This window comes from Pseudothauera nasutitermitis, from assembly GCF_004801295.1.
In the GTDB taxonomy this organism is placed as follows: domain Bacteria; phylum Pseudomonadota; class Gammaproteobacteria; order Burkholderiales; family Rhodocyclaceae; genus Pseudothauera; species Pseudothauera nasutitermitis.
Genome location: NZ_SSOC01000002.1, coordinates 283,492 through 299,629 on the forward strand (window position 1 = coordinate 283,492; position 16,138 = coordinate 299,629).

Sequence of the window (16,138 nt, forward strand, 5' to 3'; positions counted from 1 at the left end):
ATTCTGTACATTGCCGAATAGCAGCATAAGCCCCGCCCGGATTTGGAATACGATTCGGCAACACTCCATTCAAACGGACGCCGGGCATGTCGAAAGTCATTCTTGATGTCAAGAATCTGAATTGCCCCCTGCCGGTCATCCACACCCGCAAGGCCATGCGGAATCTGGAAAGCGGCGCGGTGCTCGAAATCCTCACCACCGACCCGGCCTCCATCCGGGACTTCAACGCGCTATGTCGCTCCACCGGCAGCGACCTCATCAATCAGAGCGAATCCCAGGGAATCTATACATTCCAGATTCGCAAAGGCGCGTAATCACCGCCCGGGGCGCCCGCCCCGGGACAGAAGGCCGAGGCTCAGGACATGAAACTGAGCATTTCCACCCTGGAACAGATGTTCTCGCAGGATCACCGCCTGCGGGTGTTCAACGACACGGTGCCCGCCGGCATTCTGGTGATTTCCGTGGAAGACGGCCGGATGGTGTTTTCCAACCGCTTCTTCAACGAAATACTGGATGTGAACGCGGTGGACATTCTCGGCCACCGCTGGCGGGAACTGTTCGTCGATCCGGAAGAGCGCAACCAGCTGCTGCAGGGTTTCGCCGAACGGGGCGAAGTGCGTAACTTCGAGTTGCGCCTGCGCGGCCGCGACGGCAGCGAGATCTGGGGGTTGGCCTCGCTGTCGGAAATCCCCATCGAAGAAGAAGGCCTGCTGCTGTTCGCCTTCGTCGACATCACCGCACAGAAGGAGGCCGAAGCGGAACTGCGCGCGCTGGCCGACCATGACGCCCTGACCGGCCTGCTCACTGTGCGCCGCTTCCGCCATGAAATCGAAAAGGCCCGAACCCGGGCCGAGCGCGATTCCAGCCGCTTCGCGGTGCTGTTCATCGATCTGGACCGCTTCAAGACGGTCAATGACGGCATGGGCCACGAAGCCGGCGACCTGGTTCTCCAGGAAGTCGCCCGGCGGCTGCAGCGCAGCGTGCGCACCGCCGACACCATCGCGCGCGTGGGTGGCGACGAATTCCTCGTGCTTGCCGAGCGCATCACCGCCGAACTGGTGGAACGCATCGCCGCTCGCATCGTCGCCGACCTCGGGAAAGCCTTCGTGCTGCCCCACGGCAGTGCCCATATCGGCGCCAGCGTGGGCATTGCCCTCTACCCGGACAACGGCCTCGACCCGCACACCCTGATCCGCGCGGCCGACCTCGCCATGTACGCCATCAAACACACCGGACGCAACACCACGGCATTTTCCCGACGCTGAACCATATAAAACACGAACCCCGGGCCACTATCGTTTTCTTGATCTGGATTTAATCATTTAAACGCCACCACGCAATTTCATTTTAATTATTTCCGGCCCATTCCTCCCTTCTTTAGACTGCCTCCAGCAACGGCACGAAGGCCCGCAAGGGCTTGCATACCGTCGCGCTCCCGCATTTCCCCCACGCAAAGCGGCGAATCGCCGCCCCTGCGAAACAGACAGGAAAACAGAGAATGGCAGACCCCATCATTTTTGAATCGCTGACACTGGACGCAGCGGATCATCTGGCAAAAACCCGCGGCACCATCATCATCCCAGCCGCCACGACCGAAGCGCACGGCGATCACCTGCCGCTCGGCACCGATACCTACACGGCGGAATGGATCGCCGAGGAACTGAGCCGCCGTACCGGACTCCCGGTGCTCTCGCCGACCCCGTTCCGCGCCGGCGCCTCCCCCACCTTCCACTACGACCTCAACGGCGATCCGATTCCCGGCACGCTGGCCGTTTCCCAGCAAACCCTGTTCGCCTTCGCCAAGGACATCCTGCGCGGCCTGTGGGCCACCGGGTTCCGCAAGGTCATCATCGTGCAGGGCCACGGGCAGGAGCCACACTTCCAGGTCATCGCCCACGAAACGGCGACCGAACTGCGCCGGGAAGGCAAGAACCTGTTCATCGCCGCCGCCACCTACTGGGAACTGGCGGCGGAAACCCTGCGCCGCGAGGTGAGCACGCCGTTCTATCACTCCGGCGAAGAAGAGACGAGCAACGTGCTGTTCGTCCGCCCCGATCTGGTCAAGCTCGACAAGGCCAGCGGCAAAACCTTCAAGCCGCTGATCGACAGATCCCTGCTCAAGCGTTCGATCACCCAGGACGAAACCGAAACCTTCCAAGTCTTCGACATTGCCCAGGTCATCCCCATTCCGCAACCCGGCCATCTCAGCCGCGGCGGACTGGGCACCACCGAGGACATCCTGACCGCCTCCGCCGAAAAAGGGCGCAAGGTGCTCGAACGCGCGGTGGAGCGCTACCTGGATCTGATCCGCGATCTGGAAGAGCACTACGGGCCGCAGGAAGTACCGGGCGTGGATGTACGCGCCTACCCGGAGGAAAAGCGCTTCACGGTCAACTATTGAGGCGCTTTCCGTAATCAGACCGGTCTGGCACGTTTGTGCCACCGCTGAAGGCACCCGGTACTGGCGTGCTCAAAGCAAAAGGCCGCGACGAATATCGCGGCCTTTTTCACCCCTCCCCCTGTTATTGATGCTCGATCAGCTTGCACTCGGCGCCCCCTTCATGCCCGGTCGCCTCATCCACCAACTGCAACTTTTTCCATACGCACGAAATTCCGAAAGGGTAGAGTCATTCGAGTTTTTCTGAAATAAATCTACTCCGACCCCTTTGGTCATTTACTACTGCATTTCCCAGACTGCGCCATGTTCAGTTTCGCAATATCCGCCTTGCCTTGCTCTTCCGAAACCTCTTCCAGATCAGCTCCGCCAACGAAAGCGCCCATCTTGATGAACTGCCGGATGAAATAATTTTTCCCTGCAACAAACATTAACTCCAGCGCGTTCGGAGAGAATTCAGACTCCGTCTCGATCTTGTGTTTCTCTCCGCCCTTTACCTCGGTATAGAAAAAGACATCGGGCGCACTCTCCCCAACGCATTCACCATCGATCCACAGGTCTTTCTTCAGTGCTTTGCCAGCAAAGCTGTTCCGGTAAATATAAACGCCAGCCTGCCCTGCGCTTGGCGGGTCAAAGCGTTTGGCCTTGTCCGATGCCTCCTTCGAAGCCATGTCGACAGATGCGCAGCCGGTCATCAGCACGGCTGCAAGGACGAGGACGGTGAATTTGGTCATGAAGATACCTTTCAATGGGTGGTGGTGGATAAAAACGTAGATAACGCTAAAAGCTCAACTTGAACTTTGAAGAAGTAAAACCACAGCCCGACGGCCAATGCACCAATACTCCACGCCATACCCAGCTTTACAGGCATCGGCAGTCCCGTCTTCGAGATCGTATGACTCAGGCTGTATGCAAAGACGCCCAGAACCAGGCCACGCATGGCATTCAGCGGCTCACCGAAAAGCGTCAACGGCAAGGCCAGGAGCAGCGGCCAACCCCATACCACGTCGTGCAGGATCGGCCAACGTTGCACCAGCCCCTTTTGTTCTGGCTGCCTGGGAACAGCGCCCCCGGCATCGACGTTCTTTCCTTCCTTACGATCGTGCTCCGCCCTCTCCTTGAGCCACAAGGCGGCCTGCTGGGCCGCCTGGGGGGCTGCGGCCCTGAGATAGCGGCGTCGGCGAAAGATCGTAAAAAGGTTGATGGGTGACAAGATCAACAGTGGCGTTGCAAGACCGCATGCAACACGTGCGTACCAATCGGCCTTGCCAGGGGAGATGATCAGCTCCTCTCCAAATAAACCCCACAGCCATCCACCAAAAAAATCTATATAACGCCCTCCATAAATAATAAGCAACGCAAAAACAAATATTCTCAACGTCCCCGTATACGTCCAGATATCGAAATACCCTCCGTGGACAAATGGGGAATCGTTAAAGTATCTACGGGGTCTAGCATTTTCGCTCACGGATTCTCTCCCTGCGACGGCCCGGAGAACAAACCCGGCGCAAGGGAAGGAATCCCGTTCACTACATTCCCTGTCGATTTCCCGATGGTGTCGATATAGGGAACGAGCGGATTGGGACGGCCCAAGTTCTGTAGCAAAATCGGCACATTGCGATCAATGGGTTTGCCGCCGATGTATCTCGGTATATTGGCATTGAGATAATTCGTAGTGCCATCTGCGACTCGGTTACCCAGATATCCAAACGTACCACCCAAGAACGCATTCCACACCACGCTATTGGATCCGGTGTTAGGCCGATCGTAGACCTCATTGGTCACCGCCGTCACGACCCCAGCGGACGTGGCCCCAAGGGCACTGTCAATCCACACGCTTCGTCCTGCGAGCGGATACAGGAGCGCGCCCGTCGCAGCGGCGGTGACCGTCTGCCAAGCCCGGTAGTCCCCATTGTTCGGATTCGTCAATTATTCAAGCGCATCGAAGCCATCACCTACCATCACCTATATAGCCATTGCTTTATTTCAAAGCCACATAAAAAATACACCGAACACATATCCAATTATGGAAAATACAATTAAAGCCATATCGAACAAAGAAACACCCTCCCTCTTGATTTAGGCATTAAATATTTTTTGAAATACCCGCCCGCTACCACCAACACCAATGTTGCTGTTACAAATGACGCACTGGTACTCCCTTCCGAAACAGCCGGCATCCACCACAACCCAACCCACACACCCACCCCAAGAAAGAACAAAAATTCGGCAACAACAGACAACATAGAAAAAACAGACTTCATTATCTATTCTCACCAGCCGACCAACTCAAAATAAAGCTATTTAAATAACATCTGCTCACATTAATAACTTGAGCCCCTTTCGTTGAACAGACAATCTTTGACGCCGTTAAAAAACCAGAATTTCCATTAGAAATTAGCGCAATTTTATATGCACCATACGGATCCAGCTTGAACATGCCGGGGATGCTATCGTCGAGATACAGTTCGGCAAGAGCTATATATTCCGCACACCATCTTCATAGCCTTGCGCCTTATCAATGGCGCGTCTTCCATCAACAAAAAAAGGATTGATAATTTCCTGCACGCTTCAATTCATTTCACCCCAATTAACTAAGCATTCCAGCATCCTTTAGCTGTTTAATTGGGTCCCAACCATTGGATTTTATTTGATTCCTACTCCACCATTGCATCCCATTAGAAATCCATTTTTTACGTAAATCGGCATGAGCCACCACTGAATCATCATATCCAAATTCCGTCCCACAACAGGGGCATATATTATAAGAAGGGCAGCCAAAGTCATCGTACGCAGCCTCATCAAGGCAGGGGTATCCGCATACCGGGCAAACATAAGATTCACTACTATTGCGCATTGAAATAATCCAAATTAGATCCCTTACCATGAACTGCTGGATCGGGTTTGTAATATGTGCGGATATTTCCACTACTTGATATGACGCCAAATTCATCAGTAGCAGGGTTATAACGCACGACATCTCCATTAGGGCGTACTTTTTCAAGTACGCCCACAGGCTTTGAAACCGTTAAAAACCTATCCGCCTGGGATTGATACTCCAAGGCATTTCTGGCGCCAAAATCGCTACCATGGCGAGCAAAGTGATCATCAAGCTTCGCTTGATCGGCAAACTTCGCCCCGTTTCCAACTCCTTTTGCCCCCCCCTTCCCCGGCACCCCACCACTTGCTGCAGATCCGACAATAGCGGCCGCCAAAGCCGCTGCATCCGGAGACAGTCCCCGGTTCTCAAGCGCAACCTGTGCACCCGCTTGTGCCAGAACACCTGTAGCACTCAGATTCTGCATCTGGTAGACATGCAGGTCCCACTTGAACAAGCTAGGGATGCTATCGTCGAAATACAGCTCGGCCAAGCGCTCCTGGATACCCTGGCTGTCTTCCAGCAAACTGCCAAAACGTTGAATGCAATCCTGCGCATTGGCATTACATGCCGCAACGAGCCCATCATCATTTGCTACAGATAGTGCCCTGAACTTCTGTCTGACCTCGTCACAATTCCCCAGCGCCTCGCAGGAACGGGCTTCTGCTACCAAATCATCAAGGTTTTGGTGGTTCAAGTAGTTGTACTGCGTATCGTAGTTGGCGATGTCGGAGGCTAGTTGCGCATCGCCCCCCGAGACCGCCGAGGACACCGCCCCCACCAGTTGCGAGGCCATCGAGAGCAGTTGCGGATCCCCATCCACCAGCTTCGCCAGACCATCGACCAGCGCCTCGTTGGCCCCCGCCGCCAGTGCCCCGGTGGCAAAGTCCCCCGTAGCCGCTTGGCTGATCAGACCGCCCACCAGGGCCTTCACCAGGATCTTCTCGATGCTGCCGTTGTCCAGCCCGAGGTCGCCCACCAGGTTGAAGGCTCCCGCCGAGACCGTATGCACCGCCGCAGAAGTCAGCGCCGCGGCCAGGTTGTCGCTGAAGCTGCCACCGTTGATCGCCGTGCTCACCGTCGCCGACACCCCAGCGCGCGCCGCCTGATGCACCGCAAAACGGCCCACGTCCGAGAAATCGCTCAGGTTGAAGCCCGAAACCTTGCCCGTCACCGGGTCGGTCTTGCCGCCCAACGCCTCGTCGATGTACCCCGCCGTGATCCCCGCCACCAGCGCGCTGGTCACGTAGCCCTTCATGGCATCGCCCGAGAAGCTCAGCTTGAGCGCTTCGCCCAGATCCCCGCCGCTGTTGATCGTGTTGATCGCCATGTTCGACATGGCCGAGGTCGCCGCCGCGGTCAGTGCGGTGTTGGTCGCCGTACCCACGGCCGCATTGGTCACGCCCGCCACCGCACTGCTGGCCGCCCCCCACGTCATCACGGTGACCACGATCGCCACCACCAGCGCAAGCCCCGGGCCCATCCCCGAATGGCTGTACTTCCACTGGTCGTGCACTTCCTTCACGCGCTGCCAATCCACGTCCCCGCGCGCTTCCATCTCCTTCAGCCACGCCAGTTGCGGTTCGGCCTGCACCAGCGCGTCGATCGTCTGGCTCACCGTCTGCGCATTGACTTCCTTGATGTCGATGCTGATCCGGTCCGCCGCACGGATCGCCAGCTCACCTCCGGCCACCAGTTCGCTCTGGCGCAGCGTCTCGTCCGTCTTGCCCTTGCCCTTGGCGCTCTGCCAGGCGAAGCTGCTCTTGCTCTTCTGGTGGCTTTCCTGCTTCAGGTCCATCATCCCTTCGAAGGCGATCTCTCCGCCACTGTCCAGGGTCAGATCCCCGCCGCTGGTCAGCTTCGCCACCTGGTAGGTCTGGTCGCCGCCGCTTTCCAGCGTGACGCTTTCGCCCGCGCTCACCTGGCTGCCCACCTGGGTGATCACGGTCACTTCGTCGCGGCGCATCTTCTTGCGCCCGAAGCTGCCCTTTTTCTTCTTTTCGTACAGGCTGTAATCCTGGTTCTCGGCAGACAGCAGCGCCAACTCCTGCCCCGCGTACAGGTAGGCCTCGCCCCCGGCTTGCGCCGCGCTGGCCACCAGCGTCAGGTCCTCACCGGCCGCCAGCAGCAGGTTGCCCCCGGCTTCCACTTCGGCCGCCTGCTGGCGCACGCTGAGCTTTTCATCGTGGATCTTCTTGCGGCTGCTCCGGTAGCGGTAGTCCGTGTGCGAGACGTCGGCCGCCGCCTCAAGCGTCAGGTCGCCGCCGGCCAGCAGGAACGCGTCGCCCCCGGCTTGCACCCGGCTGGCGATCACCGCCAGGTCCTGGCCCGCCGACAGCGCCAGATCGCCCCCGGCGCTCACTTCGGACCCCAGCTGGGTGACGTACTCGGTCGAATAGGTGCCGCGCCGGATGCGGGCGAAGCTGCTTTGCCGGTCTTCGACTGCGGCGATGATCAGGTCGCCGCCGGCCGACAGTTCCACGCCCCCGCCGGCCGACACCACGCTGCCCAGGTTGTACAGGTCGCGCCCCGCCGACAGCACCAGATCCCCGCCCGCTTCGATGCGCCCGGCCGTATCGACCAGGCTGCGCGTGAAGGTGAGGCCGCTGGCCCGGGCGGTGAATTCGGTGACCGTGCGCTCGTTGATCAGGTCCCCGGTGAGTGCGGTGACGTCCACGTCGCGCCCCGCGAGGATGCCGCCCCGGGTGTTGAGCACGCTGTCGACCGCCAGCACCGACAACCGATCGCCCGCTTCCAGGAGGCCGCTGTTGACCACCTGCCCGGCCGTGGCCGAGAGGTTTCCGTCGGCCCGCAGCGTGCCCCGGTTGGCGAGCGTGTCCCCGGCGATCAGCGCCAGGTCGCTGCCCTGGATCAGCGCCCCGGTCGGGCCCAGCCGGCCTTCGGCCTGCGCCAGGTACAGCACCGGCACCAGCACTTCCTCCCCATTCACTTCATACGCTTCGAGCCACACAATGTCGTGCGTGAGCGCGGCCACCTGCTCGGCCGTCAGGCTCACCCCCACCGACAGGTTCAGCGCGTCCTTGCTCGCCACCGCGTTGTCCATCAGGTAGCGGTACATCGCTTCGTCCGAGCCCAGCCCGGCCAGATAGCGCTGCCCGGTACGCGCCACCACCGCTTCGCGGATCAGACGCTGCTCGTACAGCCCGTCGCCCAGCCGGCGCCAGGACGTGTCCCCGTCCTCGCCCAGCAGACCCAGCAGGTAGTCCGAGCCCAGGAAGTGGGCCAGTTCGGTCAGCGCAGGGTTCGTCTCGATCAGGTACGGGTGCTTCGGCACGCTGTACTCGACCGCCACGCCCTGGGCGCCAGGGGTGGCCGCGCCGCCGTCCGCCGCGGTGCTGGACGCCACCTGCACTTCACCGGCCTGAACGGCGGGCGCGGTCTGCGCCCGCTCGCCGGACTGAAGCTCCGTGGTGCTGGCCTGCAGGCCGCCGCCGTCGATGCGCACGCCATCGGCCTCGGGGGCGTCCACCTGCGTGGTGCGCTGCGCCTGCCCCAGCGTGCCGGCGGACAGGCTCCAGTCCGCGGCGCCGGAGGCGGTACTCGCCCCGGCCTCGCTGCCCGTCTCGCCGCTCAGGCGAAACAGGCCGTTCTGGCCCGTGGGCAGGCTGAAGCCCGGCAAGGTCAGCGGGTTGACCTGCTGCTGCGCGAGATCGGGCGGAAGCTGCGGATTCAATTCGACGACGGTGGTCGTGACCGGCGCGACGGGCACGACATCCTGCGTCTGGCCGCCTTGCTGGTAGGCGTAGTCGTGGGAGATGACGCCGTTGTTGAGGTTTTCGCTGGCGGTGATGGAAACCGCGCCCCCGGCCTGGATGACCGCGCCCTGCCCTTCGCCGGGAGTGGTGGTGGAGACTTCCAAGTCGCTCCACAATTTGAACACACTGCTCGTCGTGGGCGAAAATTCCAGCAGGTTGTCCGGGTCGTAGTAAGAGTTAGAGTAGGGAATGCCTTCGTCGTCCCACTCCAGGTAATCCGGGTTGTTGCGCAGGTTGTACGGGTAGATGTGGCTTTGGATGTAGCGACCGACCGTGCCATCGGTCACTGGGCCATGCCGGTAGATGCGGGTCCGTTCGATGGTGCCGGATACCGCGCCCTCGTTGCTGAACTGCCCGGTCTCGATGCCGATGTCGCCCGCCGCGGAAAGGGTGCTCAGCCGGTTGGCGAAGGTGGTGCCGACAAAGGAGAAATCGCCGCCCGCGGTGATGTGCGCAGGCGCGTCCGCGTCAATCTCGGTCTGGTAATACTCCCGGACGAAGTAGTCGACCGTGTAATGGTCGCCCCTGCAGTCGATGCAGCGCACCGCGATGCCTCCCGACAGCAACTTGCGGCTGATCTCGAAGACGTCGGCGGTGTTCTCCAGGGTATTCGCCCGAATGCCCATGTTTCCAACGCTTTCGATGGAGCCTGAGCGGTTTTCTATTTTTTCTGCGCTGTCCTGTGTGCCGGCCCCACGGATCAGCAGTCCGCCCAGGGCATACACATCGGCATGTCGGTTGATGAATCGGTCCGCGTGCAGCGCCATGTCGCCGCCACTGAAGATCAGCCCTTCTTCGTTGAGCAGGTCGGGCGTGTCCAGGGTCAGGTCCTCGGCACTGCCCAGGGTGCCGCGGTTGTTCAGTTGCGCGGCGGTGAAGTCGAGACTGCCGGCCGCGGTGATGCGCCCGAGGTTGTCCGCCTGTGCGCTGAACTGGAAGGTGGCCTTGCCGCCGGCGGCGATGGTGCCCAGGGCGGCCAGCTCCAGGCTGGCGGCGGAAAGGTCGAGCCCGCCCACGCTGCTCAGACGGCCCGCGCCGCCGTAGCCGCCCGTGAGCGCCAGCGAGAGCGTGCCGTCGCTGGCGATCAGGCCGTCGTTGGTCCAGTGGGTGCCGGTGCCGGTGAGCGATTCGCTGGCCAGCACCTGGCCGCTGGCGCTCTGCGTGAAGGTGCCCACCTCCAGGGTGAGGCGGCCGGCCTGCAGCACGCTGCTGTTGTGCCAGCTTTCCGCGCTCAGGGTCAGGCCACCCGCGGTGACGATGCGCCCGCCGGCCTCGGCGGCCTGCGCCGAGGCGATGCCGAATTCACCGCCGCCGGCGTGCACCAGGCTGCCGCCCTGGTTGCGCAGTTCGCTGATCTCCACGCTCAGGTCGCGGTTGGCGCTTTCCAGGACGCCGGCGCGGTTGTCGAGCAGGCCGCCCAGTTGGAGGACGGTCTCGCCCTGCTCGCCCAGCGCGCGCAACTGGCCGTCCCGGTTGTCCAGGCTGGCGGCACGGATGGCGAGCGCAGCGCTGCTTTCGACGATGCCTTCGCGGTTGTCGATGGCGCCGGAAAGGCGCAGATCGATGCTGCCGGCGCCAAGCGTGCCGGCACGGTTGTCCAGACCGCCGCCCGTGAGGCGCAGCGCGTCGCGGGCGTGGAGCACGCCCTGCCGGTTGTCGAAGGCGGCGGCGGACAGGCCGGCGTCGCCGCCGAGCGCATGGATGCGCCCGCCCTCGTTGAACAGGGTGCCGGTGGCGGCCAGATCGAGCCGCTGCCCCTGGATCAGGCCGCCCCCGTCCTGCCCGGCCGCACCGTTGTTCAGCCAGCCGGACAGCAGCGCGCGCACCTCGCCTTCCAGGCTGGCGAGGGTGCCCAGGCGGTTGTCGAGGTTGGCGGCGCGCAGGGCCACGTCGCCCGCCTGGCTCTGCAGCGTGCCGCCTGCGTTGAGCAGGTCGCCGTCTAGTTCCAGGGACAGGTCGCCCTGGCTCTGCAGGGCGCCACCCTGGTTGTCCAGGGTGCCGGCGGCCAGTTGCACCGTGGCGTCGCGGCTGTAGATCAGCCCGTCGCCGCGGTTGTCGACGGTACCGTCCACGCGGATCTCCAGCGCACCGTTGGCCGCCAGGGTGCCGCGCGCGGAATTGTCCAGGCTGCCGGCGTCCACGGTCGCCGCGTTCTGGCTGGCCACGGTCCCGCCGCGGTTGTCCAGCACCGCCGCGCTCAGGTTCAGCACGCCGCCGCTGGCGAGCTGGCCATCGGCGTTGAGCAGCGTGCCGTCGAGTTCGAGGCGGGCATCTCCCCCGGCGCCGATGTGTCCGGCGCGGTTGTCCAGGTCGCCGGCCGCAACGGCCAGCGTCTGCCCGGCACGCAGCAGGCCGCCCTGGTTGTCCACACGCCGGGCATCGATCGCCAGGGCCGTGCCGCTGTCGATCTGCCCGCCGCGGTTGTCCAGGGTGGCGCCGATTGCCAGGGTTTGCCCGGCGCCGCTGGAGAGGATGCCCTGCGCGCGGTTGTCCAGGCCGGCTGCGGCGAGGTCGAGGCGGCCGGCGGCGACCAGGGCGCCTTCGCCGCTGTTGAGCAGGTCGCCGGTCAGTTGCAGGTCGAGGTCGCCGCTGCGGCTCGAGACGGTGCCGACGGCGCGGTTGTCCAGGCTGCCGGCGCTCAGCGCCAGGCCCTGCCAGCCGGAGAGCAGGCCGCCGCGGTTGTCGGCCGTGCCGAGGATCAGGTTCAGCCAGTCGCGGCCGATGAGCGTGCCGGCACGGTTGTCCAGATGGGTGGCGGCGAGCGCCAGCACGCCCAGGCTGGAGATTTCGCCTTCGCGGTTGTCCAGGCTGCCCAGGTTCTTCAGGTCCAGCCGGCCACCACTGCTGATCAGGCCACCCTGGTTGTCCAGGTCGCCCTGGCGCAGATCCACGCTCAGCGCGCCTTCGCCGATCAGCATCCCTTGTTGCTGGACGAGCGCGCCGAGGCGCAGCTGCAGGTCGCCCTTGGCCGATACTTCGCCGCCCTGGCTGGAGTCCAGGCTGCCGGCGGTGAGTTCCAGCCCGCCCTGGCTGGTGACCAGGCCGCCGTCGCGGTTGTCCAGCGCGCCATCCAGGGTGAGCGCCAGGGTTTGCCCGGCCACCACGTAGCCGCCCCGGTTGTCCAGTTCGCTACCGCTCAGGAGCAGGCCGCCGCCGGCCTGGATCAGCCCTTCGCCGGCGTTGTGCAGGACGGTATCCACTTCGGCGGACAGGTCGTTGCGGGCAAACAGGGTGCCGGCACCGTTGTCCAGGCGGGCGGCGGCGAGTGCGAGATCCCAGGCGCTGACCAGGCCGGCGCGGTTGTCGAGGGCGCCGCCAAGCACGACGGACAGCACCTGCTCGCTGAGCAGACGGCCGCCCGCGTTGTCCAGGCGGGTCGCCGCCAGGGTGAAGCCCTTCGCGCTGGAGATTTCCCCGCCGCGGTTGCTCACTTCGCCCAGATTGCTCAGCAGCAGGTCGCCGGGGGCGCTGAGCAGTGCCCCGTCGTTGTTCAGCGTGCCGCCGTTCAGGTCCAGGCTCAGGCTGCTGCGGCTGAACAGTTCGCCGCCCGCCTGGTCCAGCCCGCTCGCGCGCACGTCGAGCGCGCCGACGCTGGCGATGCGCCCGCCGGCGTTGCCCACCTGCCCCGCCAGCAGGTCGAGGCGGTCGCTGCCGGTCAACTGGCCCTGGCTGTTGTCGAAGGCGCCGGTGGACAGCGACAGCGCGCCGGCCGCCGAGATCACCCCGCTGCGGTTGTCCAGCCCGGCGCTGCGCAGCGACAGTTCCGCGTCCGTGAGGATGCGCCCGCCCTGGTTGTACAGGGCGCCCGCCACCTCGACCGCCAGGGCGTCCGCGCTGGAGAGGCTGCCGCCCTGGTTGTCCAGGGACTTGGCCGTGACGTTCAGCGCGCCTTCGCTGGCCAGCAGGCCGGCGGCGTTGTGCAGGTCGCCGTCCAGCACCACGGACAGGCGGGTGTCGCTCGCCAGCGTGCCGCCCTGGTTGTCCAGGTCGGTGCCGTCCACCTGGACGGCCTTCTCGCCGTAGATCAGCCCTTCCTCGCTGTTGCGCACCTGCCCGGCGCTCAGGGTCAATTGGTCGGCCAGCAGGGTGCCGCCGCGGTTGTCCAGCTTGTCCGCTTCGATCCGTGCGCCCGAGCGGGTGGAAATTTCCCCGCCGCGGTTGTCGATTTCGGCGACCTTGAGGGTCAGTTCGCCGTTGGCGCCCAGTGTGCCGCCCTGGTTGTCCAGGCGCTGGCCGGACAGCGTCAGGTTGCCCTCGGCCAGCAGTTCGCCGTCGATCTGTTCGAGGTCGCCGACCTGGGCGAGCAGATCGCCCCGGCTGGCGATGCGCCCGGCGTCGTTGATCAGCTTGCCCGTCACCTGCAGGCTCAGTTCGCTGCCGCTGCGGATCAGCCCGGCGGTACGGTTGTCCACGCTGGCGGCAGACAGTGCCAGACGCTGGCCGGACAGCGTACCGGCGCGGTTGTCGAGGGCGCCGCCAAGCACGATGGATAGCACCTGCTCGCTGAGCAGGCGGCCGCCCGCGTTGTCCAGGCGGGTCGCCGCCAGAATGAAACCCTTCGCGCTGGAGATTTCCCCGCCGCGGTTGGTCACTTCGCCCAGATTGCTCAGCAGCAGGTCGCCGGGGGCGCTGAGCAGTGCCCCGTCGTTATTCAGCGTGCCGCCGTTCAGGTCCAGGCTCAGGCTGCTGCGGCTGAACAGTTCGCCGCCCGCCTGGTCCAGCCCGCTCGCGCGCACGTCGAGCGCGCCGGCGCTGGCGATGCGCCCGCCGGCGTTGCCCACCTGCCCCGCCAGCAGATCCAGGCGGCCTTCGCTGGTCACTTGTCCCTGGTTGTTGTTGAAGTCGCCTGTCTCCACCGCCAGTGCGCCGGCCGCCGAGATCACCCCGCTGCGGTTGTCCAGCCCGGCGCTGCGCAGCGACAGTTCCGCGTCCGTAAGGATGCGCCCGCCCTGGTTGTGCAGGGCGCCCGCCACCTCGACCGCCAGGGCGTCCGCGCTGGAGAGGCTGCCGCCCCGGTTGTCCAGGGATTTGGCCGTGACGTTCAGCACGCCTTCGCTGGCCAGCAGGCCGGCGGCGTTGCGCAGGTCGCCGTCCAGCACCACGGACAGGCGGGTGTCGCTCGCCAGCGTGCCGCCCTGGTTGTCCAGGTCGGTGCCGTCCACCTGGACGGCTTTCTCGCCGTAGATCAGCCCTTCCTCGCTGTTGCGCACCTGCCCGGCGCTCAGGGCCAATTGGTCAGCCAGCAGGGTGCCGCCACGGTTGTCCAGCTTGTCCGCTTCGATCCGTGCGCCCGAGCGGGTGGAAATTTCCCCGCCACGGTTGTCGATTTCAGCGACTTCGAGGGTCAGTTCGCCGTTGGCGCCCAGTGTGCCGCCCTGGTTGTTCAGGCGCTGGCCGGACAGCGTCAGGTCGCCCTCGGCCAGCAGTTCGCCGTCGATCTGTTCGAGTTCGCCGACCTGGGCGAGCAGATCGCCCCGGCTGGCGATGCGTCCGGCCGTGTTGTCCAGGCGGGCGGCGCTCAGGTCGAGAGACTGGGCGCTGACCAGGCCACCCACGTTGCCGAAGAGCTTCTCGACGCTCAGTGCAAGGCCCTGCCCGGACAGCAGTCGCCCGCCGCGGTTGTTCAGGCTGTCGGCCGACAGGCCGAGGCTTTCCACGCTGGAGATTTCCCCGCCGCGGTTGCTTGCCGCGCCCAGGTTGCTCAGCAGCAGGGGGCCGGCAGCATGGATCAGCGCCTCGTCGTTGTTCAGCGCACCGCCGTTCAGGTCCAGGCTCAGGCTGCCCTGGCTGAACAGTTCGCCGCCCGCCTGGTTCAGCCCGCTCGCGCGCACGGCCAGCCCGCTGCCGCTGGCGATGCGGCCCTCCCGGTTGTCCAGGATTTGACCGACGTCCGCCTGCAAGTGGCGGCTGGCGACCAGACTGCCGCTGTTGACCACATTCTGGCCGACGAGTTGGACGTCGCCGGCCGCGTTGCGGCTGTTGTCGGCATTCACGCCGGCCTCGACGTGCCCATGGTTGGTGAGTGTCGCGCCACTGCTCAGCACGACGGCATCGCGGGCGGCCAGCGTCTTGTGATTGACCAGGTCGCCGCTCGCTGCCAGTTCGAGCTGCGAGCCGGCGTAGAGCTGGCCGTGTGTCTCCAGCGCCCCGGCGCGGGCGTCGATCCGCCCCGCGGCCGCCGCATTGGCCACGCTCAGCTTGCCTTGTGCATCGATGCGGATGTCTCCCGCACTGGCTGCCAGATCGCCGGCAAGACGGACCCCCACGCCGGCTTCGGTGCCGAGCAGGACGATGCTGTTGGCGTACATGCCGCCCAGCGCGGAACTGTCGATGGCCAGCAGCGGCGCGCCGTCACCGGCTGCGAGCGCGGTGGCGCTCAGATCGTCCGCATCCACCTCGTTGCGCCCGGCGATCACGTTGAGCCGCTGCGCGTAGAGTTCAGCGTTGAGCCTGGCACTGCGGGTCACCAGGTCGAACTGGTCGACGTTGCTGGCATTCAGCCCGGTGCCGGCGATGGAGATTTCCCCGCCTTCGACGCGGAAGCCCGCCAGCCGGCCGTCGTCGATGAGCGGCGTGCCCGTGCTCAACGTGACGCGCGGGGTATTGAGGAAGCCGCAGCCATTGCAGGCGATCCCCCAGGGATTGGCAATGACCAGGCGCGCGGCCTTTCCGGCGATCTCGGTATAGCCGGACAGCTGGCTCGGCCGCCCGCCGGTGACTTCGTTGAGGATGAGGCTGGCCGCGCGGTCGCCGAGATGGGGGTTGCCGAGGATGTGCCCGCCCAGGCCGGTCTTCTGCACGGCGTCGGTGGCGTTGTTGAGGATCAGCCCCTGGCTGCCGACGTTGTAGTCGGTGAAGCGGTTGTGCGACAGCCCGCGTGCGTTGGGCGCGGCGATGTTGACCACCGGCACGCCGTTGCCGGCCTGGCCGAGCGTGGTCGTGCCGTTTGCCACCGTGATCTGGGCCAGCGCGGGCGCCATCGGGTTGAGGGTCAGCGTGGCGGTGAGCACCCAGGCCAGGCTGCGGCTGGCCGGGCTGTGCAGGTTCATCGGCGTTTCCGGCACAGAGGCGGTGGTGTTCTTCATGGCG

The 16,138-nt window shown here is 64.3% G+C and carries 7 protein-coding genes; 3 read left to right on the forward strand and 4 right to left on the reverse strand.

All coding sequences use genetic code 11. The annotated features are described in order from the left end of the window. Positions 1-86: 86 nt before the first annotated feature. The 3 genes from E6C76_RS05450 to E6C76_RS05460 all read left to right on the forward strand — a co-directional run bounded on the left by E6C76_RS05450 (position 87) and on the right by E6C76_RS05460 (position 2,401). Positions 87-314: a sulfurtransferase TusA family protein gene (locus tag E6C76_RS05450; protein WP_136347237.1), complete on the forward strand. Its 228-nt coding sequence runs from the start codon at positions 87-89 to the stop codon at positions 312-314. A 48-nt stretch (positions 315-362) separates the two neighbouring features. Beyond that, the gene (locus E6C76_RS05455; protein WP_136347238.1) at positions 363-1,265 is read left to right on the forward strand and encodes a sensor domain-containing diguanylate cyclase; all 903 of its coding nucleotides are present in this window, start codon (positions 363-365) and stop codon (positions 1,263-1,265) included. A 233-nt stretch (positions 1,266-1,498) separates the two neighbouring features. Continuing rightward, positions 1,499-2,401, forward strand: coding sequence for a creatininase family protein (locus tag E6C76_RS05460; RefSeq protein WP_136347239.1), 903 nt, complete (start codon positions 1,499-1,501; stop codon positions 2,399-2,401). 269 nt (positions 2,402-2,670) lie between these two features. Here E6C76_RS05460 and E6C76_RS05465 read toward each other — a convergent pair whose 3' ends face one another. The 4 genes from E6C76_RS05465 to E6C76_RS05485 all read right to left on the reverse strand — a co-directional run bounded on the left by E6C76_RS05465 (position 2,671) and on the right by E6C76_RS05485 (position 16,134). Further along, entirely contained in the window at positions 2,671-3,129 is a 459-nt protein-coding gene (locus E6C76_RS05465) for a DUF2846 domain-containing protein (protein ID WP_136347240.1), read from the reverse strand. A gap of 11 nt (positions 3,130-3,140) precedes the next feature. Continuing rightward, positions 3,141-3,863, reverse strand: a complete 723-nt coding sequence (locus tag E6C76_RS05470; protein WP_136347241.1) for a hypothetical protein — start codon at positions 3,861-3,863, stop codon at positions 3,141-3,143. Beyond that, a complete protein-coding gene (locus tag E6C76_RS05475) occupies positions 3,860-4,324 on the reverse strand; it encodes a hypothetical protein (protein ID WP_136347242.1) in 465 nt (154 codons plus the stop codon). Before E6C76_RS05475 ends, E6C76_RS05470 begins: the two co-directional genes overlap by 4 nt. Positions 4,325-5,241: 917 nt before the next feature. Next, positions 5,242-16,134: a two-partner secretion domain-containing protein gene (locus tag E6C76_RS05485; RefSeq protein WP_168734251.1), complete on the reverse strand. Its 10,893-nt coding sequence runs from the start codon at positions 16,132-16,134 to the stop codon at positions 5,242-5,244. Between the last annotated feature and the right edge of the window lie 4 nt (positions 16,135-16,138).